This is a genomic window from Aeromonas sp. FDAARGOS 1403 (assembly GCF_019047325.1).
Taxonomy (GTDB): domain Bacteria; phylum Pseudomonadota; class Gammaproteobacteria; order Enterobacterales; family Aeromonadaceae; genus Aeromonas; species Aeromonas dhakensis.
Map to the genome: position 1 here is coordinate 1,866,175 of NZ_CP077249.1, position 22,202 is coordinate 1,888,376.

Here is a 22,202-nt window from a genome sequence, read left to right on the forward strand (position 1 = left end):
CTTCATCAACGATTGATGGCCCGATAGAGATGATATCCATCCGCATGTATTAATGGAGACGCTGATGGCTTGGAATGAGCCTGGTAATAACGGCAAAGACCGTGACCCCTGGGGGAACAACGGCAAGAATCAGGGACCCCCTGATCTGGACGAGATGCTGCGCAAGGTGAGCCGCCGTTTTGGTGGTCTGCTGGGTGGCGGCAAATCGGGTGGTGGTGACGTCGGCAAGTTCGGCCTCTCCATCGCCCTGGTGGTGGCGGTAGTGGTATGGGTCGTCAGCGGCTTCTATACCATTCGCGAAGCCGAGCGTGGCGTGGTGCTGCGCTTTGGCGAGTACTCCCACAACGTGGATCCGGGCCTGCGCTGGAAACCGACCTTCATCGACCGGGTGATCCCGGTGGACGTGGAGTCGGTCCGTTCCCTGCCGGCCTCCGGCTTCATGCTGACCCAGGACGAGAACGTGGTGCGGGTCGAGATGGACGTGCAGTATCGCGTGGTCGATCCCGAGCAGTACCTGTTCAGCGTCACCAACGCCGACGAGAGCCTGAGTCAGGCGACCGACAGCGCCCTGCGCTACGTGGTGGGTCATACCCGGATGGACGACGTGCTGACCACGGGTCGTGAGAAGGTGCGTCAGGAGACCTGGCAGGTGATCGACAGCATCATCGAGCCCTATCACATGGGTCTGCAGATCGTCGACGTCAACTTCCTGCCGGCGCGTCCGCCGGAAGAGGTGAAGGATGCGTTCGATGACGCCATCTCCGCTCAGGAAGATGAACAGCGCTTCATTCGTGAAGCCGAAGCCTATGCCCGTGAAGTGGAGCCGAAGGCCCGCGGCCAGGTCAAGCGCCTGGAGCAGGAGGCTGAAGCCTACAAGTCCCAGATCGTGCTGAAGGCCAAGGGTGAAGTCGCTCGCTTCAACGAGCTGCTGCCCCAGTATCAGGCTGCGCCCGAGCTGACCCGTGATCGTATCTACCTGGAAACCATGGAAGAGCTCTATCAGCAGGCCAACAAGGTGGTGGTCGACATGCCGGCTGGCAACAACAGCATGATCTACCTGCCGCTTGACAAGCTCTCCGGCAAGGCCAATGCGGTGCAACCGGCTCGTCCGGCAGGTGCGCCTGTGGTAGAACAGACCCCGCCGTCCAACGAAGGGGCCAACTCCACGCCGACCCCGCTGCGCAGCGGCGACCGTTTCAGCTCAGGGAGAAACTGATAGATGAAAAAGCTAGCTATTGGTGTCATCGCTGTGGCCGCCATGGTCTGCTTCTCTTCGGTCTTCATCGTCGATGAAGGCCAGAAGGGAATCGTGGTGCAGTTCGGCAAGGTGAAGCGGGTTGAATCCGGCGAGCCGCGTCTGTACGAGCCGGGCCTGCACTTCAAGGTGCCGCTCATCGACCAGGTTCGCAAGATGGATGCCCGTATCCAGACCCTGGAAGGGCAGGCGGATCGTTTCGTCACCTCCGAGAAGAAGGACCTCATCATCGACTCCTACGTGAAGTGGAAGATCGAGGACTTCTCCAAGTACTACCTGGCGACCGGCGGTGGGAACAAGATCCAGGCCGAAGACCTGCTCAAGCGCAAGATCAACAACGGTCTGCGTTCCGAAATTGGTAATCGCACCATCAAGGACATCGTCTCTGGCGAGCGCAGTACCGTGATGGAAGATGCTCTGATGAAGATGGCGCGCTCCTCCGAGCTCGGCATCAAGGTGGTGGATGTGCGTATCAAGCAGATCAACCTGCCGGTGGAAGTCTCCAGCTCCATCTATCAGCGGATGCGTGCCGAGCGGACCGCGGTAGCCCGTGAGCATCGCTCCCAGGGCCGCGAACAGGCCGAGATCCTGCGTGCCGACATCGACCGCAAGGTGACCGTCATGATCGCCGATGCCGAGAGTAATGCTCGTCAGCTGCGTGGTGAAGGGGATGCCGAGGCCGCCAAGATCTATGCCGACAGCTACAAGAAAGACCCCGAGTTTTTCAGCTTCGTGCGCAGCATGGAGGCTTATCGCAAGAGCTTCGCCGGTGGCAATGACCTGATGGTCCTCAAGCCGGACAGCGAGTTCTTCCGCTACCTCAAGTCGCCGCACGGCAGCAAGCAGTAAGCACGTCGTGATTTGACCCAAGGGCCTGATGATTCAGGCCCTTTTGTTTGCCGGTCATCGGCTGGCAGCGGGGGGGCTGTGTGTGAAGCGCTTGTGGTTGGGGCGCATTCAGACGAGAAAGGAGGTTGTATGCTGACATCCATCCTGGTGGGGCTGGGATTGCTGCTGCTGTTCGAAGGGCTGGGGCCGCTCTTGATGCCGCGCGCCTGGCAGCAGATGTTGCGGCTGCTGAGCGATCAGCCGGCCGAGCAGTTGCGCCGCATCGGCGGCTGTCTGGTGGTGGCCGGGGCCGTCATCTTGTGGGCGCTGGCGCGTTAAAGGATGAGCCTGGCTGTGTTTGCCAGACAATAAAAAAGAGGCCAGAGGGCCTCTTTTTTATTGTCTGCCGGCTGGCATCAGGCGCTGCGCTGCACCGCCATGTGGGCCAGGGTTTCCAGTGCCTGCTTGTGCCGGGAGTCAGGCAGGATGGCGAGGGCCGCGATGGCCTTGTCGGCCTCCTCCCGGGCTCGCATGCGAGAGTACTCCAGCGCGCCGGTACGGTCGAGGATGGCCAGGATCCGGTCGAGGTGCTCCATGCCGTTGCGGTGCTCGATGGCGTCGCGCACCAGCTGGCGCTCTTCCGGGCTACCCACTTCCATGGCACGCAACAGCGGCAGGGTCGGCTTGCCTTCGGCCAGATCGTCGCCCACGTTCTTGCCCATCTCGTCGCTCTGGGAGCAGTAGTCCATCACGTCGTCGATGATCTGGAAGGCGGTGCCCAGATACTTGCCGTAGTCGGTCATCGCCTGCTCGATGGGCGCGGGCTGATGGGTCAGCACGGCGGCGAGACGAGTGGCGGCTTCGAACAGCTTGGCGGTCTTGCAATAGATGACCGTCATGTAGCTCTCTTCGGTGGTATCCGGGTCGTTGCAGTTCATCAGCTGCAGCACTTCCCCTTCGGCGATGGTGTTGGTGGCCTCGGAGAGGATCTCCATCACCCGCAGGTTGGAGAGCTCGCTCATCATCTGGAAGGAACGGCTGTAGAGGTAGTCACCCACCAGCACGCTGGCGGCGTTGCCGAACATGGCGTTGGCGGTCTCCCGGCCGCGGCGCAGGTCGGATTCGTCGACCACGTCGTCGTGCAGCAGGGTGGAGGTGTGAATGAATTCGATGATGGCAGCCAGTTTCAGGTGATCCTCACCCTCATATCCCAGTGCGCGGGCGGCCATGACGGTCAGCATGGGGCGCATCCGTTTCCCGCCTGCACTGACAATATAGAAACCCAGCTGGTTGATCAGGCTGACATCGGACTGGAGTCGAGCCAGGATCAGTTCATTGACCGCCGTCATGTCGGCGGCACAGAGCGCACGGATAGTCTGTTGGTCCATAAGTCTCGTAACGTGACGGCAGTGATGACTGCGATTTTAGCAATGGCGGGGATTCTACACGATTTCACAATGGGTTACAGTTAAGCGTTTATTCACGGCGGCAGATATGCGCACAAAATAAACTTTTTGCTAAATTGGCCTTGCCTGAGCAAATCGATTTGCGTAGAATGCCCGCCCATTGTTATAGGTTTTTGCGCGTGTCTGGCCTTGAGCAAAAGACACGCCTTTACGGAGTTAATCAAATGTACGCGGTATTCCAAAGCGGCGGAAAACAACACCGTGTGGCCGAAGGTCAAATCGTTCGTCTGGAAAAGCTGAACGTTGAGACTGGCGCTACCATCGACTTCAACGAAGTGCTGATGGTTGCTGCAGGCGACACTTTTAAAGTAGGTGCTCCTTTCGTTGAAGGTGGCAAGGTTGTAGCTGAAGTTGTGGCTCACGGCCGTGGCGAGAAAGTGACTATCGTCAAGTTCCGTCGTCGTAAGCACCACCGTAAGCAAGCGGGCCACCGTCAGTGGTTCACTGAAGTCAAAATCACTGGCATCAGCGCTTAATTAGAGGAGTACGATAGATGGCACACAAAAAAGCTGGCGGTTCATCCCGCAACGGCCGCGATTCAGAAGCTAAACGCCTGGGCGTGAAGCGTTTCGGCGGCGAAACAGTTCTGGCTGGCAGCATCATCGTTCGTCAGCGCGGCACCAAGTTCCACGCTGGTGAGAACGTTGGTCTGGGCAAGGACCACACCCTGTTCGCTACCGCGAACGGCAAGGTGCAGTTCGAAGTCAAAGGTCCGCTGAACCGTAAGTACGTAAGCATCGTTGCTGAGTAATTACGGACCGCAAGGATCCGAAGCCCCGCCAACAGGCGGGGCTTTTGTTTTTCTGATGTAGTTGACGAAAAAACGGCACGCAGCCGACCCTGGCTCTGAAGGGGCGACTGGCAAGATGCGTATCGCCCGCAGGGGTCTGTACCACTATAATGGCGTATCGGTTTTTCGAATTAAGGTGACGGTTACCTATGAAGTTTGTTGATGAAGTCCAGATTCGAGTCGATGCCGGTGACGGTGGTAACGGTTGTGTGAGCTTTCGCCGGGAGAAGTACATTCCGAACGGCGGCCCGGACGGCGGTGACGGCGGTGACGGTGGCGACGTGTATCTGGTTGCCGATGAAAACCTGAACACCCTGATCGACTACCGTTTCGAGCGTTTCCATGCCGCCGAGCGTGGCGAGAATGGCCAGAGCGCCAACTGTACCGGTCGTCGCGGCAAGGACAAGATCCTGCGCGTGCCGGTCGGTACCCGTGCGACCGATGAAGATACCGGCGAACTGCTGGGGGATCTGACCCACCACGAGCAGAAGCTGCTGGTTGCCAAGGGCGGCTTCCACGGTCTTGGCAATACCCGCTTCAAGAGCTCGGTCAACCGTGCGCCGCGCCAGAAGAGCAACGGCACCCCGGGTGAAGTACGTACCCTGAAGCTGGAACTGCTGTTGCTGGCCGACGTCGGCATGCTGGGCCTGCCCAACGCCGGCAAGTCCACCTTCATCCGCGCCGTCTCTGCGGCCCGTCCGAAAGTGGCCGACTACCCCTTCACCACCCTGGTGCCTAACCTCGGCGTGGTGCGTGGCGAGAACTCCCGCTCCTTCGTCATTGCCGACATTCCGGGTCTGATCGAGGGTGCTGCCGAAGGCGCCGGCCTCGGTATCCGCTTCCTCAAGCACCTCGAGCGCTGCCGCGTGCTGGTCCATCTGGTGGATATCTGCCCGGTGGATGGCTCCGATCCGGCCGAGAATGCCGTGACCATCGTCCGCGAGCTGGAGAAGTACAGCCCGGAGCTCGCGAGCAAACCACGCTGGCTGGTGTTCAACAAGATGGACCTGATCCTAGAAGAAGAGGCAGGTGAAGTGATGGAGCGCGTGAAGGCCGCCCTGAACCACGAAGGGCCGGTTTACGCCATCACCGCCATCAGCAAGGAAGGGACCAAGAAGGTCTGCTACGACATCCTTGATCTGCTGGATACCATGCCCCGTCAGCTGGCGGAAGATGCCAAGGAAGCCATCGAGAAGGTGGAGTTCAAGTGGGACGACTACCACAAGAACCAGCTGGCCAAGGCCGAAGCGGATGCGCTGGCTGCCTCCAAGGCGTTTGACGAGTCGCTGGACGACGATGACTGGGACGACGAAGACGATGATGGCGTGGAAGTCATCTACGTGCGTGACTGACCCTCATCCTGCGGGTGAGCGCAGTGCAGCCACCCGCCGCTGAAAAACCGGAGCCTTGCCAGGCTCCGGTTTTTTTATGGGGATCGACTGGATCACCATATAGATATATTTCTTATGTCACTTATTGCCTGCCAACCGCAACTGATTATACTGCGCTCCTGAATGTAACCTTAACGAAACAATGTGCTAACCATTTGTAATGAATTGATATGCGCATCTGTTTGGGTACATTCTTATGGAAGGTTTGCCTGTAAAAATATTTATGCTTGAAATGATCCATTAAAAGCTTGTTTGTGCATTTTTTTGGAGTATTCTTGCGCCCGTTTTGTCGGGTGAGAGCATGGGTATGCAGGTTCGCCTGGCTAAGGAAAAGTAACATTAAGGCTGTAAACCATGCTGGAAAAGACTCTGCAAGCACCTGCGCTCAATACCCGTCGCAACGTGCTGATGTTCCTGGTCCCGTCACTGATCGGGATCCTGCTGTTCATGACCCCCGTTCTCTATGACGGCAACGTCACCATCCCGGTAGCCGTACTGGCGAAGCTGGTACAGAGGGTGTTTGCCGACTATCTGGTGGCCATGGTCAGCGCCATCATCACCACCACCATGCTGATGACCCTGATCGCCTGGTTGTTCAAGCCGGCGATCCTGGTGAAGCGCCCCTTCCTCAACAGCCTGTTCAACGTCTCTCCCTTCTGGGCCTGCGTGCGGGTGCTTGGCGGTATCTTCGTGCTGCTGACCTTCTTCGAGGCCGGTCCCGAGGTGCTGCGTTCCGGTGCGACCGGTGGCCTGGTGCTGCACGATCTGCTGCCGGTGCTGTTCTCCGTCTTCATCTTCGCCGGCCTGTTGCTGCCGCTGCTGCTCGATTTCGGTCTGCTGGAGTTTGTCGGCACCATGATGACCCGCATCATGCGCCCCGTGTTCCGCCTGCCGGGCCGCTCCGCGGTGGACTGCTTCGCCTCCTGGCTCGGGGATGGCAGCGTCGGCATCCTGCTGACCAGCAAACAGTACGAAGGCAAGTTCTACACCCAGCGGGAAGCCGCCGTCATCGGCACCACCTTCTCTGCCGTTTCCATCACCTTCTGCCTGGTGGTGATCTCCCAGGTGAAGCTGGAGCACATGTTCGTGCCCTTCTACCTGACCGTCTGCCTGGCCGGGGTGGTGGCCGCCATCGTGGTGCCGCGCCTGCCGCCGCTCTCCTGGAAGAAGGATGTCTACAGCGACGGTACTCCTCTGTGCCGCAAGCAGGAGGCGATTCCCCATCAGCACAGCGTGCTGAGCTATGGCTATGAGCGGGCCCTGACCAAGGCCGACAGCATGACGGATCTCGGCGCCGTGGCGCGGGAAGGGGTGAAGAATGCCCTGGACATGGTGTTTGGCGTGCTGCCGGTGGTGATGGCGGTGGGTACCTGTGCCCTGATGCTGGCCGAGCACACCCCCATCTTCAACTGGCTGGGGGCCCCCTTCGTTCCCTTGCTGGAACTGCTGCAACTGCCGGAGGCGGAAGCCGCTTCCAAGACCATCATGGTGGGCTTCGCCGACATGTTCATTCCGGCGGTGCTGGCCTCCACCATCGAGAGCGAGATGACCCGCTTCGTGATCGCCGCCATGTCGGTCACCCAGCTCATCTACATGTCGGAAGTGGGTGCCCTGTTGCTGGGCAGCAAGATCCCGGTCAAGCTGTGGGAGCTGTTCGTGATCTTCCTGCTGCGCACCCTGATCACCCTGCCGGTCATCGCCGGGGTGGCGCACCTGCTGTTCTGATCTGCCCCGCGTCTGTAAACGGTCAACTTCGGTTGGCCGTTTTTTTATGGCCGCTATTAGACCAAAGTGAGTCTTTTATGAGGCCTGAATTTACATTAATGTAACAAGCTGAAAAAACACGCCAGCCGAGCAGTAGGCAATACCAACCTATGTGGCCAGGAGTCACCCCATGACCTCACTGCTCAGCTACCGGGCCGGTCCTTGCGATCAGCCGCTGCTTCACCAGACCATAGGCGCCTACCTGCAAGAGGTGGCGGAACGTTTCCCCGAGCGGCCCGCCGTGGTGGTGCGCCACCAGCAGATCCGCTGGAACTACCGGGAATACCTGACCCAGATAGACCGGCTGGCGCTGGGCCTGCTGGCGCTTGGGATCCGGCCAGGGGATCGGGTCGGCATCTGGTCGCCCAACAACATCGAGTGGTGCCTGGTGCAATTCGCAACGGCCCGCATAGGGGCCATCATGGTCTGCATCAACCCCGCCTACCGCAGCTACGAGCTCGCCTTTGCCATCAACAACGTGGGCTGTCGGGCCCTCATCTGCGCCAGCGCGTTCAAGGGCTGCGACTACCTCGCCATGCTGGGCGAGTTGGCCCCCGAGCTGGCTAGCTGTCCGCCAGGCCGCCTGACATCATCCCGGCTGCCAAGCCTGGAGATGGTGATCCGGCTCGGGGAGCAGCAAAGCGCCGGCATGCTCAACTTCCCCGAGGTGCTGGTACTGGGCGACCGGCAGGATCCGGCCTGGCTGGCCCGAGTGGCCGCCACCCTCAAACCCGATGACGCCATCAACATCCAGTTCACCTCGGGCACCACGGGCAACCCCAAGGGGGCTACCCTCAGTCACAGCAACATCCTCAACAACGGCCGCCAGGTGGCGCAAGGCATGGCGTTCAGCGAGCAGGATCGGCTCTGCATCCCGGTGCCGCTCTACCACTGTTTCGGCATGGTGCTCGGCAATCTGGTCTGCATCAGTGTGGGGGCCTGCGCCCTGTTTCCGGCCGAAGCCTTCGATCCGGCGGCCACCCTGCGGATGGTGAGCGAGGAGCGCTGCACCGCCCTGCACGGGGTGCCGACCATGTTCATCGCCGAGCTGGAGCTGGCGGAGTTTGACCAGTTCGATCTCTCCTCCCTGCGCACCGGCATCATGGCCGGTGCCATCTGCCCCGAGCCCTTGATGCGCAAGGTGCAGACCCTGATGCACATGACCGAGGTGACCATCGCCTACGGCCAGACCGAGTGCAGTCCCATCAATCACATGACCGCCATCGATGCGCCGCTGGACAAGCGGGTCACCACGGTCGGCCGCGCCATCGGTCACACCGAGATCAAGCTGGTCGACCCCAGCGGAGAGATAGTGGCCATCGGCGAGCGGGGCGAGATCTGCTGTCGCAGCAACGGGGTGATGCAGGGGTACTGGCAGGATCCGGTCAAGACGGCGGATACCATAGATGAGGAAGGGTGGCTGCACTCGGGGGACATCGGCATCATGGATGAAGAGGGCTATGTGCGGATCGTCGGACGCAGCAAGGAGCTGATCATTCGCGGTGGCGAGAACATCTACCCGCGCGAGATCGAGGAGCGGCTCTATGATCATCCGGCGGTGCAGGATGCAGCCGTGTTCGGGGTCGACAGCGAGCGCTATGGCGAGGAGGTGTGTGCCTGGGTCAAGCTCAGGCCCCGCCAGGAGGCCAGCGAGGAGGAGCTGAAGCAGTTCCTGTCGGCCCGCATCGCCTATTTCAAGGTTCCAAGATACATCCGTTTCGTGGAGGAGTACCCCATGACGGTAACCGGCAAGCTGCAAAAATTCAGGATGCGGGAACTGATGAGCGACGAGCTGGCCCGCCAGCACGCCGAGGGGATGCGCTGAGCGTGGCGACATCGGAAAAAAGGGCCTGCGGGCCCTTTTTTGTCAGCGTCCCAGCGGGTGGGGCTGTGCCGGCTTGCGGGGGCACTGCACCAGCAGGGTATGGGTGGTGAAGGTGCTGCTCTGGGGGAAGCTTGGGCGAAACCCCGTCATCGGATCGGCGGCCCCCATGCTCATCTGATGGGAAGTGAAGATGCGCTGGCGGCGATCGGTCTCCTGATAGCCGAGCGGGCAGCTCAGCGTCGCCTGCTGCTGGCACTCCTCCAGTGCGGCGCACTCGATCTGGAAGCGTTGCAGTGCGGGATTAGCTGAAGCGAGTTCGGTGACGGTGGCGGGCGCCGGCAGCAGGGCGCAGCCGGACAGCAAGAGGCTGCCCAGCAGGAAAATTCGGGGTGACATAAGAGAGTTGTGCTCGATGAAACAAGAAAAGGGTGGGTAGCGGCCGGCCGGGGCCATCAGCCTCGTGCCGGCCGCAAAGCGCGGATCAGCGCGGCGTGATGCCCATATCGACCGGACACTGGATGGTCAGAGAGTGCACCGTGTTGGCCATGCGATAGGGTTTGCCAGCCTTGTAGACCTTCTTCTCGTCGTCATAGCTGCCCGCCGTGTACTGGGTGCTGTAGAGCGTCTGCTGACGGCGATCCGTCTCCTGGTAGCCCTGCGGGCAGGTCTGGTTGGCCTGCTGGAAGCAGGCCGTCATGCTGCTGCACTCGATGTAGAAGCCGCGCTGGCTGGCATCGGCTAGGTGCACCGGGGTGACGGTGGGGGCGGGGAGAGACAACAGGGAGCAGCCGGAGAGCGTCAGCGCGCCCAGCATGATGAGATGTTTTGACATAGATAACCTGAACAGTGTGGTGTGACAAAGAGTGAGGGGGAGTCTATTGCTCCCCCTTCGCTATAGGGGCACCGTTATAACCAGCCGGGGGCGTTCAGGCCAGTCCGCAAATGTAAGAAAATATGACCCGGCCCTAGGCCAGCCCGGCCAGCAGGGCGCTTTCATCCACCTGATCTAGCTGCTCGGGGGCGAGGAATCTCCCGGCGTAATCGCGCCAGATGCCGCTGCTGACGAACAGGGCAAACAGGGCGGGATCGATGTGCTGCTCGCGCACCATGCTCTGCATGATGGCCAGCGACTGGGAGACCGTCTTGCCCGATTTGTAGGGGCGATCGCTGGCGGTCAGCGCCTCGAAGATGTCGGCGATGGCCATGATGCGGGCGGGGATGCTCATCTGGCTGCCCAGCAGCTGGCGCGGGTAGCCCTTGCCGTCCATCCGCTCGTGATGGCCGCCGGCAATCTCTGGCACGCTGCGCAGATGGCGGGGGAAGGGGAGACGTTCGAGCATGCGAATGGTCTGGATGATGTGCTCGTTGATCTTGTAGCGCTCCTCCTCGGTGAGGGTGCCGCGCCCGATGGCGAGGTTGTAGCGCTCGCCGCGGTTGTAGAGATGGGTCGGCACCCGCACCTTGAAGCCCCAGGGATTGCGTTCGTCCAGCTGATCGTGGACGGGGCGGGGGATGAGGTGGGCGGTCTTGTCCGCCAGCAGGGGCTCGACGCAGGGCAGCGGTGCAGCCGGCTCCCCCTGGCGCAGCTTGAGCTCCTCCCGGCTGATGCCGAGCCGATCGTCCAGGGTGCGCAGCCAGGTGCGGCTGGCGATGGCATCCAGCCTGGTCAGCTTCTCCGGTGCCATCCATTCGCCGCCCAGGTTGCACTCGGCGACGAAGGCGAACTCCTCGTCCAGGGTGCTCCAGAGCGGCGCCACCGTCGCCCTGGCCGCTTCCCGCTCCGACGCCGGCAGGCGGGCCGCCAGCGCCTCGATGTAGCCGTCGCGCTTGAGCACCTCGAAGCGGGTACGGATCTCGTGGATCCGATCGTAAAGGGTCTCCAGCTTGGTGGCCTTGTCCACCACGAACTCGGGGGTGGTCACCTTGCCGCAGTCGTGCAGCCAGCTGGCGATATGGATGGCCTCCCACTCCTCCTCGTTGAGCCGGAACTCGGCGAACGGCCCCTGCTGCTGGGCACAGGCAGCTTCGGTCAGCATCCGGGTCAGCTCCGGCACCCGCTGGCAGTGGCCGCCGGTGTAGGGGCTCTTGGCGTCGATCGCGCCGGCCATCAGCTCGATGAAGGACTCCAGCAACTGTTTCTGCTCCTCCAGCAGGCGCTGATTCTCGATGGCAGAGGCCGAGGTGCCCGCCAGCGCCTCGATCAGACTGATGCGCGAGGCCAGTTCACGGGCCGAGCAGTCAGGCAGGATCAGCAGCAGGCAGCCGATCAGCTCCTGGCGATGGTTGCGCAGGGGCTCGGCCACCAGCTGGCAGGGGCCGGGGAAGGGGCCCCAGTCGGCCAGATGCTGCTGCCAGCCCTGCTGGTCGATGGCGAGGCTGAGCCGATCGCCCCGGGCCAGCTCGCCAAACAGGGCCTGCTGCCAGCGGATCTGCCCGGCCGGCAGCGGCGCTTTGCGCCACAGCGCCTGCACCGCCACCATCCCCTGCTCCTGAGCCAGGTAGAGACAACCCCCTTCGGCCTGCACCGCGGCGATGGTTTCGTGCAGGATGCGGCTGAGCAGGGAGTCGAAGCGGTGTTCGGCCGCCAGCGCCCGTCCCATGTTCATGAAGTTGCCGAGAGTCAGCCGCATGCCGGACATGGTATGTGCCAGATCGTCGATCTCGCGGATGGAAGACTCGGGGACCCGACTCTCGCCAAAATCGAAGTGCTGGATCCGCTCCGCCTCCTTGGTAAGCGCCAGCAGCGGGGTGGCGGTACGCCGCGAGACCAGCCAGATCACCGGGAGCAGCAGCAGCAGGCCCGCCAGCGCCCAGCCCAGATTGACCAGGGCCTCGTCTCTGGCCTGCTGATAGAGCAGGTCAGCCGACACCAGCAGGGCGATATGGAAGGGGGAGTCGCTCCCGAGGGGGGAGAGGTTGACCAGCCAGTCGCTGCCATCGGCGGCAGTCAGGTTGAGCTCGGCCGGGTCGCTCAGCAGGGTAGGCTGGCTGATGATCCGTTGCTGCAGGTCCGCCAGGGCCGGATGGGGCAGGCTGGCCAGCATGGGCAGCTGGCTCAGCTGCTCGAAGCTGGGCAGGTGTCTGGGATCGGCGGCCAGCAGGGTGGCGTACTCATCGAACAGGATCACCTGGCTCTGGGCGGGCAGCTGCAGCTTGCCGATCAGGGCCGACAGTCCCTCGACGCTGGTGTCGAGCCCGATCACGGCGCGTCTGTCGTCGCTCTCCACCGCCAGGGTCATGCCAGGCTCCTTGGTGGTGAAGAAGAGGTAGGGGTTGGTGGTGGCGATCCCCGCGCGCCAGCGGGCCTGCTTGTACCAGTCGCGGCTGCGGGGATCGTAGCGGTAGTTCGGCATGGGGCGCCGCTCGAGCAGGCTCAGCCGCTGATCGAAATAGAGAAACTCCCCCTTGCCCTGGCTGAGGCTCTGCACCAGCAGGCTGCTGGTGGCCGGCACGCCCCCCAGCTGGGTCTTGGCCCGCTCGGTCAGTTTGCGCACCAGAAAGAAGTCGCCATCCTCGTAGCCGGCATAGACGGCCCCATAGCTGGGGCTGTTGGCCAGCACCTCCGCCAGTTGCGGCAGGTAGGCCAGACGGTCGGTCAACGTTGTCATGGCGGCCAGCTGGCCGCTGCGCAGCAGGCTGAGCGACATGCGGGCCGGCCGCTCGTTCAGTTGCAGGGCGAGGGCCAGCTGCTGGCGATACTGCAGAAAGTTCTGTCGCTCGTGCTCCAACCCCTGGCGGGCCCCTTGCTGGAACTGCAAGGCGATGAGGGCGCTGCCGAGCAGGGTGAACAGCAGGATGAAGAGGGTGGCGATATGCACATAGAAGGGTTTACGACCTGGCCTGGCAGTTGTCATGGACACATCCTTGTCACACGGGCGATTGCAGAGACGATCAACCTGCAGTGTGCCTGCAGGATGACAATAAACACAATAACCCATTCAGAGAGATCGGGATGTGACAGAGAGAAACTCCCCCCTGCTGGTGCTCCCGGAACCCGTGTCCGTCAATTTTGCCGGCCGATCAGGTGATTCATTCAGGTATCCCGTGCTACATTGCCCCCCTTGTTACTGGTCTGTGAATCAATGGAGTGACCCATGTCTGCCATCCCCTATTCCGTGCTCGATCTGGTGCCCGTGGCCGAAGGCTCCCAGCCGGCCGAGTCGTTTCGCCGCTCGCTGGATCTGGCTCGCCATGCTGAGCGCTGGGGTTACAACCGCTACTGGCTGGCCGAGCACCACAACATGCCGGGCATCGCCAGTGCCGCCACCTCTGTGCTGATCGGCCACCTGGCCGGCGGCACCAATACCCTGCGCATCGGCGCCGGCGGCATCATGCTGCCGAACCACTCGCCGCTGGTCATTGCCGAGCAGTTCGGCACCCTGGCGTCACTCTATCCGGATCGCATCGATCTCGGCCTTGGCCGCGCACCGGGCACCGATCAGCGCACCATGCGGGCGCTCAGACGCCAGCGCAGCGGCGAGGTGGATGACTTCCCGGCGGATGTGCGCGAACTGATGGACTACTTTGGCGACGAGGTGGGCGCGGTGCAGGCGGTGCCGGGCCAGGGGCTGCATCTGCCCATCTGGCTGCTGGGCTCCAGTCTCTACAGCGCCCAGCTGGCGGCGGCCATGGGGCTGCCGTTCGGCTTTGCCTCCCACTTCGCCCCCGCCATGTTGCTGCAGGCGCTGGAAATTTACCGCGCCCAGTATCGCCCCTCCGCCCGCTGGCCCAAGCCCCATGCGGTGGTCTGCATCAACATGATCGCCGCCGACAGCGAGCGGGAGGCGCGCTTCCAGTTCACTACCCTGCAACAGCAGTTCCTGCGCCTGCATCGCGGCAACGCGGGCAAGTTGCCGGCGCCCGTCGTCGAACTGAGCGAGGAGTGGTCCGAGCGCGAGCTGGTGGCGATGGAGCAGACCCTGGCCCGCTCGCTGGTGGGCAACCCGGATCAGGTACGCCACGGCCTCAAGGCGCTGCTGGCGGAAACCCGGGCCGACGAGCTGATGTTCAACGGTCCCATCGTCGATCATCAGGCGCGGCTGCGCTCCTTTGAAATTGCCGCCGAGCTGATGCAGGCGCTATAAGCTCGACTCCCCGAAGAGCAGGGCGCTATCTTGCTAGAAGCGCCTCTGTCGCCCTGCTGTCAGGTCATCGAGAGGGGGGCGTTATGGGGAGGACAGATGGGGTTTCTGCCCTCTCTATTTTATCCAATGCACTGAATTAAAAGGAAAGTCAGGTTGGTGTCAGGCTGCTGTCGTGGCCCATGCCACCCTCTGGCCCCTATGCTGGCCCCGTCAATCAACCACAAGGAGTTCGAGATGATCGTCAGGAAGTTGAGATTGCAGCGGGGCTGGTCACAGGAGCAGTTGGCCGCCTTTACCGGCCTGAGCGTTCGCACCATTCAGCGGATCGAGCAGGGTCAGCAGCCCGGACTGGAATCCCTCAAGGCCCTGGCCGCCGTCTTTGAGCTCGAGGTGGCGCAACTTGACGGTACAAGCCAACAGGAGCATGAGATGAGAGGGAGTGACACGATGGAACGGGATCAGATCCGGGTATCGGTAGAGGAGCGGGCCGCCATGCGTTATGTGGAGGGGCTCAAGGGCTTCTATTACCACATCGCCAGCTACCTGCTGGTAATATGCGGGCTGTTTGTCATCAACTATCTGAGCAACCCGGGCTATATCTGGGCCTGGTGGCCGGCACTGGGCTGGGGGCTGGGATTGATCTCCCATGCCATCAACCTGTTCCAGCCCTTCAAGCTGTTCGGCCCCGAGTGGGAACGACAGCAGATCGAGAAACGACTGGGACGCAAGCTCTAGGGTGAGCTGTGCACCATAAAAAACGGGCCCGGCAATACCGGGCCCGTTTTGTTTTATTGCCTGCCACCTGCTTGGTGTGGTGGGAGAGGGGAGTGATCAGGGCACCATCTTTATAGTGAGGTCCTGATCACTCAGACCCAGCCTCTTATCGTCACTTGGCGTAAGTGGGACAGGGGGTGGCGATCAGGGCATCATCTTCATAGCGCCAGAGGGTGAGGCTGTTGCCCCAGACGCAGCCGGTGTCGAGCGCCTTGATATCCTGCTTGCCGGTGTTGCCCATCAGGGCCGCCCAGTGGCCAAACACCAGGATGGGGTCATCCACATGGTGCTCGCGCTGCTCGAACCAGGGGCGCAGGCCCGGTGTCGACTCGGTGGGGCCCTTCTTGCATTTGAAGTCGAGCCGGCCGTCGAAATAGCAGAAGCGCATCCGGGTGAAGGTGTTGATGATGTAGCGGTAGCGCTCGATCCCGACCAGATCGTCCTGCCAGCCATCGGGCTGATCGCCATACATGTTGTGCAACAGCCACTGGTACTGATCACCGCGCAGCAGGCTCTCCACCTCGCGGGCACAGTTGCGGGCGGTGCGGGCGTCCCACGCCGGGGAGATGCCGGCATGCACCATCATGATGGGCAGGTCGGGGTGCTCCGCCAGCAGCGGGCGGTGGCGCAGCCACTCCAGCAGCTCGTCCCGATCCGGGGCGTCCATCAGCTCCTGCAGTCTGTCTTTCTTCTTGAGCGGGGCGACCCCATCGGCGACTGCCAGCAGGTGCAGGTCGTGGTTGCCGAGCACGGTGACGGCACGGTTGCCCAGCCCTTTGACGAAGCGCAGGGTGTTGAGGGAGTCCGGGCCGCGGGCGACCAGATCGCCGCACAGCCAGAGTACGTCGTTAGCGGGATCGAACTCGGCCAGATCCAGCAGACGGCGCAAGTCGTCGTAACAGCCCTGGATATCGCCAACAAAACAGTTCGCCATGAAACCTCAGTTGATAATGTGGGGGACGGCCAGCGTAAAGGGTGCGATGGGCACCTCGAATTGCTGCCCCGACTCGTCTTGCAGGGTATAACTCCCTTCCATCACGCCGAGCGGGGTGGCCAGCGGCACGCCGCTCTGATAGCGGAAGGTTTCGCCGGGGGCGATGACCGGCTGCTCGCCGACCACGCCGGGGCCTTCAACTTCCAGCATCTTGCCATTGGCATCTGTGATGAGCCAGCGCCGGCGCAGCAGTTGCGCCGGGCCGGGCCCCAGGTTCTCGATCTCGATGAGATAGTGGAACTGGTAAGGGTCTTTGCTATCCGCCACATACGAGGGGTATGGGCGGACTAGGATGTGCGGGGTTGCCACGGGATCAGGCCTTTGGCTGATCCGCCAGCCAGTTGGCGATCATGACGAACTGCTCGAGGGAGAGGTTCTCCGGGCGCAGGTTGCCATCGATGCCAAGTTCGGTCAGCTGGGCGTCCGTGATGAAGTTGGAGAAGCTGTTGCGAATGGTCTTGCGACGCTGGCCGAAGCCCTCGGTGCAGACCCGGTTCAGGCAACGAATGTCTTTCGCGACTATGGTCGGGTTCTTGTGCGGGATCAGTCGGACCACGGCAGAATCCACCTTGGGCGCCGGCTTGAAGGCACCAGGGCCCACTTCCAGCACAGGCACTACCTGGCAGTAGTACTGGGTCATCACGCTCAGCCGGCCATAGGCCTTGCTGCCCGGGCCGGCGGCCAGACGCAGCACCACTTCCTTTTGCAGCATGAAGTGCATGTCTTCTACCCGATCGGCGAACTCGCACAGGTGGAAGATGAGCGGGGTGGAGATGTTGTAGGGCAGGTTGCCGAAGATGCGCAGCGGCCCCTTGCCTTTCCCCATCAGGGTGCTGAAGTCAAAACGCATGGCATCGGCTTCGATGACGGTGAGTTTATCCTTCAGGGTCGGGTGCTCGCGCAGGCGCGCCGCCAGATCCCGGTCCAGCTCGACCACGGTCATCTTGTCCATCTGGGCGGCGACCGGCTCGGTCAGCGCAGCCAGACCCGGGCCTATCTCCACCAGGTTCTGACCCGGCTGCGGATTGATGGCGGCCACGATCTGGTCGATCACGTAGCGATCGTGCAAGAAGTTCTGACCGAAACGCTTACGGGCCGTGTGGCCCATGTGCACCTTACTGCTCATATCTTTTTTTCTCTACCATCTTGATGGCGTGGTTGATCGCGGTGATCAGGCTGCCGGAGTCGGCCAGGCCCTTGCCTGCCAGATCCAGTGCGGTGCCGTGATCCACCGAAGTGCGGATGAAAGGGAGTCCAAGGGTGATATTGACCGAACTGCCGAAGCCCTTGTATTTGAGCACGGGCAGCCCCTGGTCGTGGTACATGGCGAGTACCGCATCCGCATCCTTGAGGTATTTCTCCTGGAACAGGGTATCGGCCGGCAGCGGGCCGACCAGATCGATCCCCTCCTGGCGCAGGCCGGCCAGGGCGGGTTCGATCACGTCAATCTCTTCACGGCCGAGGTGGCCGCCTTCCCCGGCGTGGGGGTTGAGGCCGCAGACGTAAATGCGGGGCTTGGCGATGCCAAACTTGGCTTTGAGATCCGCATCCAGGATGCGGATCACCTTGCCGAGGCGATCCTCGGTGATGGCCATCGCCACATAGGCCAGCGGAATGTGGGTGGTCGCCAGCGCGACCCGCAGCCCTTCGGTCGCCAGCAGCATCACCACGTCGGCGGTGTTGGATTGCTGGGCGAAGAACTCGGTGTGACCGCTGAACGACACGCCAGCCTGGTTGATGATCCCCTTGTGCACCGGCCCGGTCACCACGGCGGCAAATTCGCCGCTCATGTTGCCGTCGCAGGCGCGCTGCAGGGTGGTCAGCACGTAGGCGCCATTGCCCTCGTCCAGCTTGCCCGGTATCACGGCGGCGCCGAGGGGAACCGGGCAGACGGTGAGTGTGCCCGCCCGCTGCGGTTGTGCCGGCTGACCGGCATCATAGGGCAGCAGCTCGACGGGCAGCCCCAGCAGGGCGGCCCGTTCGTGCAGCAGCGCCGGATCGGCGATCACCACCAGCTGGTGCGGCCAATCCTGCTGGGCAATCTGCAGCACCAGATCCGGGCCGATCCCGGCCGGTTCACCCGGGGTAATGGCGAGGCGACGACAGGTCATCAGCTGCCGGCGCCTTCGATCTGGATGTAGGCCTCGTCACGCAGCTCGTCCAGCCAGGCCTGGGACTCTTCGGTGAAGCGGCGGTTGTAGATCAGCTGATAGGCGCGCTGCTCCTGGGCCTTGGTGGTGGCATCCTGGCTGCGGCGCTCTTCCAGCTGGACGATGTGCCAGCCGTGGGTCGTGCGGAAGGGTTCGCTGATCTGGCCCGGTTGCAGGCGGTTGACCATGTCGCGGAACTCGGGCACGTAGACGTTGGGATCAGACCAGCCCAGTTCGCCACCCTGCACCGCGGAGCCCGGATCCTCGGAGTACTTCTCTGCCAAGCTGGCGAAGCTCGCCTTGCCGCTCTTGATGTCGTGCAGGATGCCGTCCAGCATCCCCTTGGCTTTCTCTTCGCTCAGGATGATGGAGGGCTTGATCAGGATGTGGCGGGCGCGCACTTCGGTCTGCACCACCTGCTGCTGGCCCTTGCTGTCGAACACCTTGATGATGTGCAGACCGGCACCGGAGCGCAGCGGGCCGACGATGTCGCCCTTCTTGGCACCTTGCACGGCCTCGGCCATCAGGGTCGGCATCTCTTGCGGGCTCATCCAGCCCCAGTCACCCCCTTCCAGCGCCTTGGGTCCGCTGCTCTCGGCAATGGCCATCTTGCGGAAGTCGGCGCCCTGCTTGAGGGCGGCCAGGATGCGCTCAATCTTGCTCTTGGCGGCGTTGAGCTGCTCGGCGCTCGGGTTGTCCGGCAGGGCAACCTGGATGTGGCCGACATGGTACTGCTGTTGCTGCTGACCCTGCTTGGCTAGGATATCCACTACCTGCTTCACCTCCTGCTCGGAGATGTTGATGCGGCGGCGCACCTGGTTGCGGCGCACCTCGTTCATCAGGATCTCGCGGCGCACCTCTTCCCGATACTGGGCATAGGTCAGCCCCTCGCGATCCAGCTGGGCACGCAGCTGATCCAGGGTCATCTTGTTGTCGGCGGCGATGCTCTGGATCGCTTGCTCCAGCTGGGTATCGCTGATCTTGAGGCCCTGGCGCTCGGCCAGCTGCAACTGCAGGCTCTCCTGGATCAGGCGGTCCAGCGCCTGTTTGCGCAGGGTAGCGTCATCGGGCAGAGACTGGCCGTTCTCCTGGGCGGAGATCTTGACCTTCTGGACCAGGGCCTCCTGCTGGCTGGCCAGCACCACGTCCTTGTTGACCACGGCAAGCACCTTGTCCATCAGCTCGGGGGCGGCGAAGGCACCCTGGCTCATGGCTCCGAACAGGCCTGCAGTCAGCAGGGAAATCAACGTCTTCTTCATATCCATCTCTCAAGGCGTTTGCCAGACCGCTTATTGGTCTCGCAGGTTAAACGGACGAATGTAAGGCAGTGCTTCGGTGTCAAGGGAGGTGCCCTTGGTGCCGGTACCCACGCTACCCAATCCTTTCATTTCAAACTGAATGCCCAGGCTGCGCTCCGAAGTCGGACGCAGGGTCACGTTGTCCGGAGTGTTGACCCACTCCAGGTTGAAGTTGATGCTCCAGCAGCAGGAGTCGTACTTCAGGCCCACCTTGCGATCAGACTTCACGCTCTGGTTGAGCTCCTGGTAGTAGCCCCCGTACAGGTGCCACTGATCGTTGAGCGGCGTGGTCAACAGCAGGCCGATCTGGTTGAGGTCGGTGACCTGTCCCCGGTTTTCGAGATCGTAGTTGGCGTCGCGCACGAAACGGTGGTTCAGCTGGCTGATCAGCTTCTCGTGGCGATATTCGAGGGCGCTGTTGGCTGAGCTGAGCCGGCTCTGGTCCATATCATATTGCGCGCCGGCATGGGCAAACCACTGCTCGTTGATCTTGGCATCCCCCTCGAAGGAGAGCGGGGAGCGGGTGTTGGTGGTCAGGGTTTCGCTGGGATAGAGCTTGACCCTGGGCGCAACGAAATCGAAAGCTTGGGCAACGGCCAGCCGAATTCGTTCATCGCCGACCTCATCATATACCCGGCTGGTGAGGCCGATGGAGATCCTGTTGGAGTCGCTGATGCGATCCAGGCCGGCGTAGCGGCGGTCGCTGAACAGGCTGTAGTAGTCCTGGCGCATGGTGGTGGAGTCATAGACCCCTATGTTGTCCTGATCCTTGTAGGGCACATAGAGGTACTGGAACTCCGGCTCCAGGGTCTGGTTGGCATCGCCGCCGAACCAGTTCTGGTTGCGCTCGAAGGTCATGCCGCCCTTGAGGCGGAACGACGGCAGGGTGCGGGTGATGATCCCTTCATCCAGCGTGGTCCCGTTGGCCCCTGCAGGGGTGAAGCGGCTGACGAAGGTCTGGCTCATGTTGTCCGGCACTTCCTGATCGTAACGGGTGTACATCAGCTTGTACTGGCTGTCGAGGTAGTAGCCAGCCTCGTTGATCAGCGGCATGGTCAGGGTCGGGGCCGTGTAGACCCGGGTGCCGGTGTAGGCGCCGCCCTGGTTCTGGGCGATGGCCTGGGCATTGTTGTAGCCGAACTTGGTGATCTCGGTGTTCCAGGCCAGATCGTACCAGCTGCCCTGCTGGTAGTAGTTGTGGTCGATGCGCGGCATCAGCTCGTGGGGCTGCTGCGCGCTGGCCAGCAGGATCTGGTAGGTGCGCACCTCGGTGTTGATGTTCCAGTTGGGCTGGAAGTAACCGGCCATCAGGGATTGCTGCAACTGGTTCTCGACCTGGGTACCCACCTTGGGAGAGAAGTCGTTGAAGTAGTTGTAATCCCGATCCCGCACCTTGGTGTAGTCGAGCGACACCCTCATGGCGTTGTCGGCAAACAGCGAGGTGTGGTTGGCGTTGAGCAGGTAGCGGTGACCGTCGGACATGGCCTGGTTGAGGCTCGGGGTCTCGTCGTACTGCTTGTCGTTGGCCAGGTTCTCGAAGTAGAGGCTGCCCACGTGGGCCGGATCCGGCATGTAGCGGAACTGCACCTGCTCCATCAGGCCCCGTCTGTCCATGAAACGGGAGGTGATGGTGGCATCGTAGTTGGGGGCTATGTTCCAGTAGAACGGCTGGGTGATGTCCATGCCGTTCTTGGAGCTCTGGGTGTAACCCGGGTAGAGCAGACCCGTCTTGCGCTCATCCTTGATGGGGAAGTTGATGTACGGGAAGTAGAACACCGGGTAGTCGTAGAGCCAGAGGCTGGCGTTCCAGGCCTCCCCGAACACCTCGGTCTGATCGATGTCGATGCTGCCGGCCTTCAGGGTCCACACTTCCTGGCCCGGTGGGCAGGTGGTGTACTGGGCCCCTTCCAGGGTGATGTTCTGGTTGTTGTTGGTCATGGTGACCCGGTCGGCAGAGCCGCGCACCGGCGAGCCATGCACCTGATACTTGCCCTCTTCCAGCTCGGAATTCTTGGTATCCAGGTTGGATTTCAGGGTCTTGTCGCTGGTGACCGTGATCTGGCCGTCGTTGTAATAGATGTTGCCGATGGCGATGACGTCCCGGCTCTTCTGATCGAGCTCGGCGTAGTCGGAATCGAACTTGCGCACGCCCTGGCGCACCTTGACGTCGCCCTGATAGACGGCGGTGCCGCCCTGCTTGGCTTCGAGGCGATCGGCATCCACCTCCACGGGCTGGGCATTGGCGTCGGTGCCGGGCGCCAGTTTTTCAATCTTGGGGACATAGTCATAGCAGAGCCCGTCCAGGATCCCGGTGGCGGGAGGCGGCGTCAGCGGCGCTGCCTGCACGATGGCAGGGGTCAGGGCAGGAACAAGGCTGATGGTCAGGGCGATGGGATAGGAGTATCCCAGTGTCCGTTTTGTCATGTGAAAGACTCGCGCAATCCGTGGTAGCTACGGCTGATTCAAGACATGCATTTTACGACAGGATTCATCGAGTTGACATTGCATGTCATTGCTTTATGTTAGCCGGCAATGATAAAGCATTATTGCGGCTAGGGCTAACAGCCAAGTGCTGCTTTCCAA

The 22,202-nt window shown here is 62.0% G+C and carries 20 protein-coding genes; 10 read left to right on the forward strand and 10 right to left on the reverse strand.

Translation table 11 applies throughout. The features are described from left to right. The first annotated feature begins 64 nt into the window (after positions 1–64). The 3 genes from hflK to I6L33_RS08935 all read left to right on the forward strand — a co-directional run bounded on the left by hflK (position 65) and on the right by I6L33_RS08935 (position 2,422). Positions 65–1,216, forward strand: coding sequence for an FtsH protease activity modulator HflK (gene hflK, locus I6L33_RS08925; RefSeq protein ID WP_005304223.1), 1,152 nt, complete (start codon positions 65–67; stop codon positions 1,214–1,216). 3 nt (positions 1,217–1,219) lie between these two features. Then, on the forward strand, positions 1,220–2,104 hold the full coding sequence (gene hflC / locus I6L33_RS08930; protein WP_005304220.1) for a protease modulator HflC: 885 nt from the start codon (positions 1,220–1,222) through the stop codon (positions 2,102–2,104). 129 nt (positions 2,105–2,233) lie between these two features. Continuing rightward, positions 2,234–2,422, forward strand: coding sequence for a DUF2065 family protein (locus I6L33_RS08935; protein WP_042049546.1), 189 nt, complete (start codon positions 2,234–2,236; stop codon positions 2,420–2,422). Between the two features lie 77 nt (positions 2,423–2,499). Here I6L33_RS08935 and ispB read toward each other — a convergent pair whose 3' ends face one another. Then, a complete protein-coding gene (gene ispB, locus I6L33_RS08940; protein WP_010634945.1) occupies positions 2,500–3,471 on the reverse strand; it encodes an octaprenyl diphosphate synthase in 972 nt (323 codons plus the stop codon). 242 nt (positions 3,472–3,713) lie between these two features. On the opposite strand from ispB, the gene rplU reads away from it, so the two are divergent. The 5 genes from rplU to I6L33_RS08965 all read left to right on the forward strand — a co-directional run bounded on the left by rplU (position 3,714) and on the right by I6L33_RS08965 (position 9,319). After that, positions 3,714–4,025 (forward strand): 50S ribosomal protein L21, encoded by a 312-nt coding sequence (gene rplU / locus I6L33_RS08945; protein ID WP_005304210.1) that lies wholly within the window; start codon positions 3,714–3,716, stop codon positions 4,023–4,025. A 17-nt stretch (positions 4,026–4,042) separates the two neighbouring features. Beyond that, positions 4,043–4,300, forward strand: a complete 258-nt coding sequence (rpmA, locus tag I6L33_RS08950; RefSeq protein ID WP_005304202.1) for a 50S ribosomal protein L27 — start codon at positions 4,043–4,045, stop codon at positions 4,298–4,300. Between the two features lie 188 nt (positions 4,301–4,488). Further along, complete coding sequence (cgtA, locus tag I6L33_RS08955) at positions 4,489–5,691, forward strand: Obg family GTPase CgtA (RefSeq protein ID WP_017763857.1); 1,203 nt, start codon at positions 4,489–4,491, stop codon at positions 5,689–5,691. 393 nt (positions 5,692–6,084) lie between these two features. Next, positions 6,085–7,455: a YjiH family protein gene (locus tag I6L33_RS08960; protein ID WP_005304191.1), complete on the forward strand. Its 1,371-nt coding sequence runs from the start codon at positions 6,085–6,087 to the stop codon at positions 7,453–7,455. A gap of 169 nt (positions 7,456–7,624) precedes the next feature. Beyond that, positions 7,625–9,319 carry an AMP-binding protein gene (locus tag I6L33_RS08965; RefSeq protein ID WP_216973918.1) on the forward strand — a complete coding sequence of 565 codons (1,695 nt, stop codon included), beginning with the start codon at positions 7,625–7,627 and terminating at the stop codon, positions 9,317–9,319. Between the two features lie 42 nt (positions 9,320–9,361). On the opposite strand, the gene I6L33_RS08970 is transcribed toward I6L33_RS08965, so the two are convergent. The 3 genes from I6L33_RS08970 to I6L33_RS08980 form a co-directional block, all read right to left on the reverse strand. Continuing rightward, entirely contained in the window at positions 9,362–9,715 is a 354-nt protein-coding gene (locus I6L33_RS08970) for a hypothetical protein (RefSeq protein ID WP_123245600.1), read from the reverse strand. Between the two features lie 85 nt (positions 9,716–9,800). Then, on the reverse strand, positions 9,801–10,151 hold the full coding sequence (locus tag I6L33_RS08975; RefSeq protein WP_216973919.1) for a hypothetical protein: 351 nt from the start codon (positions 10,149–10,151) through the stop codon (positions 9,801–9,803). 133 nt (positions 10,152–10,284) lie between these two features. Beyond that, positions 10,285–13,257: an HD domain-containing phosphohydrolase gene (locus tag I6L33_RS08980; protein ID WP_216973920.1), complete on the reverse strand. Its 2,973-nt coding sequence runs from the start codon at positions 13,255–13,257 to the stop codon at positions 10,285–10,287. A 156-nt stretch (positions 13,258–13,413) separates the two neighbouring features. Here I6L33_RS08980 and I6L33_RS08985 point away from each other — a divergent pair, with 156 nt between their 5' ends. After that, positions 13,414–14,403, forward strand: coding sequence for a luciferase-like monooxygenase (locus I6L33_RS08985; RefSeq protein ID WP_005304175.1), 990 nt, complete (start codon positions 13,414–13,416; stop codon positions 14,401–14,403). Between the two features lie 234 nt (positions 14,404–14,637). Then, positions 14,638–15,138, forward strand: a complete 501-nt coding sequence (locus tag I6L33_RS08990) for a 2TM domain-containing protein (protein ID WP_017763864.1) — start codon at positions 14,638–14,640, stop codon at positions 15,136–15,138. Between the two features lie 151 nt (positions 15,139–15,289). On the opposite strand, the gene I6L33_RS08995 is transcribed toward I6L33_RS08990, so the two are convergent. Genes I6L33_RS08995 through lptD form a run of 6 tightly spaced genes read right to left on the reverse strand, consistent with a single transcriptional unit; the run spans position 15,290 to position 22,043 of the window. Continuing rightward, positions 15,290–16,111, reverse strand: a complete 822-nt coding sequence (locus I6L33_RS08995; protein ID WP_005304169.1) for a symmetrical bis(5'-nucleosyl)-tetraphosphatase — start codon at positions 16,109–16,111, stop codon at positions 15,290–15,292. A 6-nt stretch (positions 16,112–16,117) separates the two neighbouring features. After that, positions 16,118–16,480 carry a Co2+/Mg2+ efflux protein ApaG gene (gene apaG, locus I6L33_RS09000; protein ID WP_005304166.1) on the reverse strand — a complete coding sequence of 121 codons (363 nt, stop codon included), beginning with the start codon at positions 16,478–16,480 and terminating at the stop codon, positions 16,118–16,120. A gap of 4 nt (positions 16,481–16,484) precedes the next feature. Then, positions 16,485–17,297, reverse strand: a complete 813-nt coding sequence (rsmA, locus tag I6L33_RS09005; protein WP_124250638.1) for a 16S rRNA (adenine(1518)-N(6)/adenine(1519)-N(6))-dimethyltransferase RsmA — start codon at positions 17,295–17,297, stop codon at positions 16,485–16,487. Then, entirely contained in the window at positions 17,287–18,282 is a 996-nt protein-coding gene (gene pdxA, locus I6L33_RS09010; RefSeq protein WP_216973921.1) for a 4-hydroxythreonine-4-phosphate dehydrogenase PdxA, read from the reverse strand. Before pdxA ends, rsmA begins: the two co-directional genes overlap by 11 nt. Then, entirely contained in the window at positions 18,282–19,580 is a 1,299-nt protein-coding gene (surA, locus tag I6L33_RS09015) for a peptidylprolyl isomerase SurA (protein WP_005304159.1), read from the reverse strand. The genes pdxA and surA overlap by 1 nt, the downstream gene beginning before the upstream one ends. 30 nt (positions 19,581–19,610) lie before the next feature. Then, positions 19,611–22,043: an LPS assembly protein LptD gene (lptD, locus tag I6L33_RS09020; RefSeq protein ID WP_216973922.1), complete on the reverse strand. Its 2,433-nt coding sequence runs from the start codon at positions 22,041–22,043 to the stop codon at positions 19,611–19,613. Between the last annotated feature and the right edge of the window lie 159 nt (positions 22,044–22,202).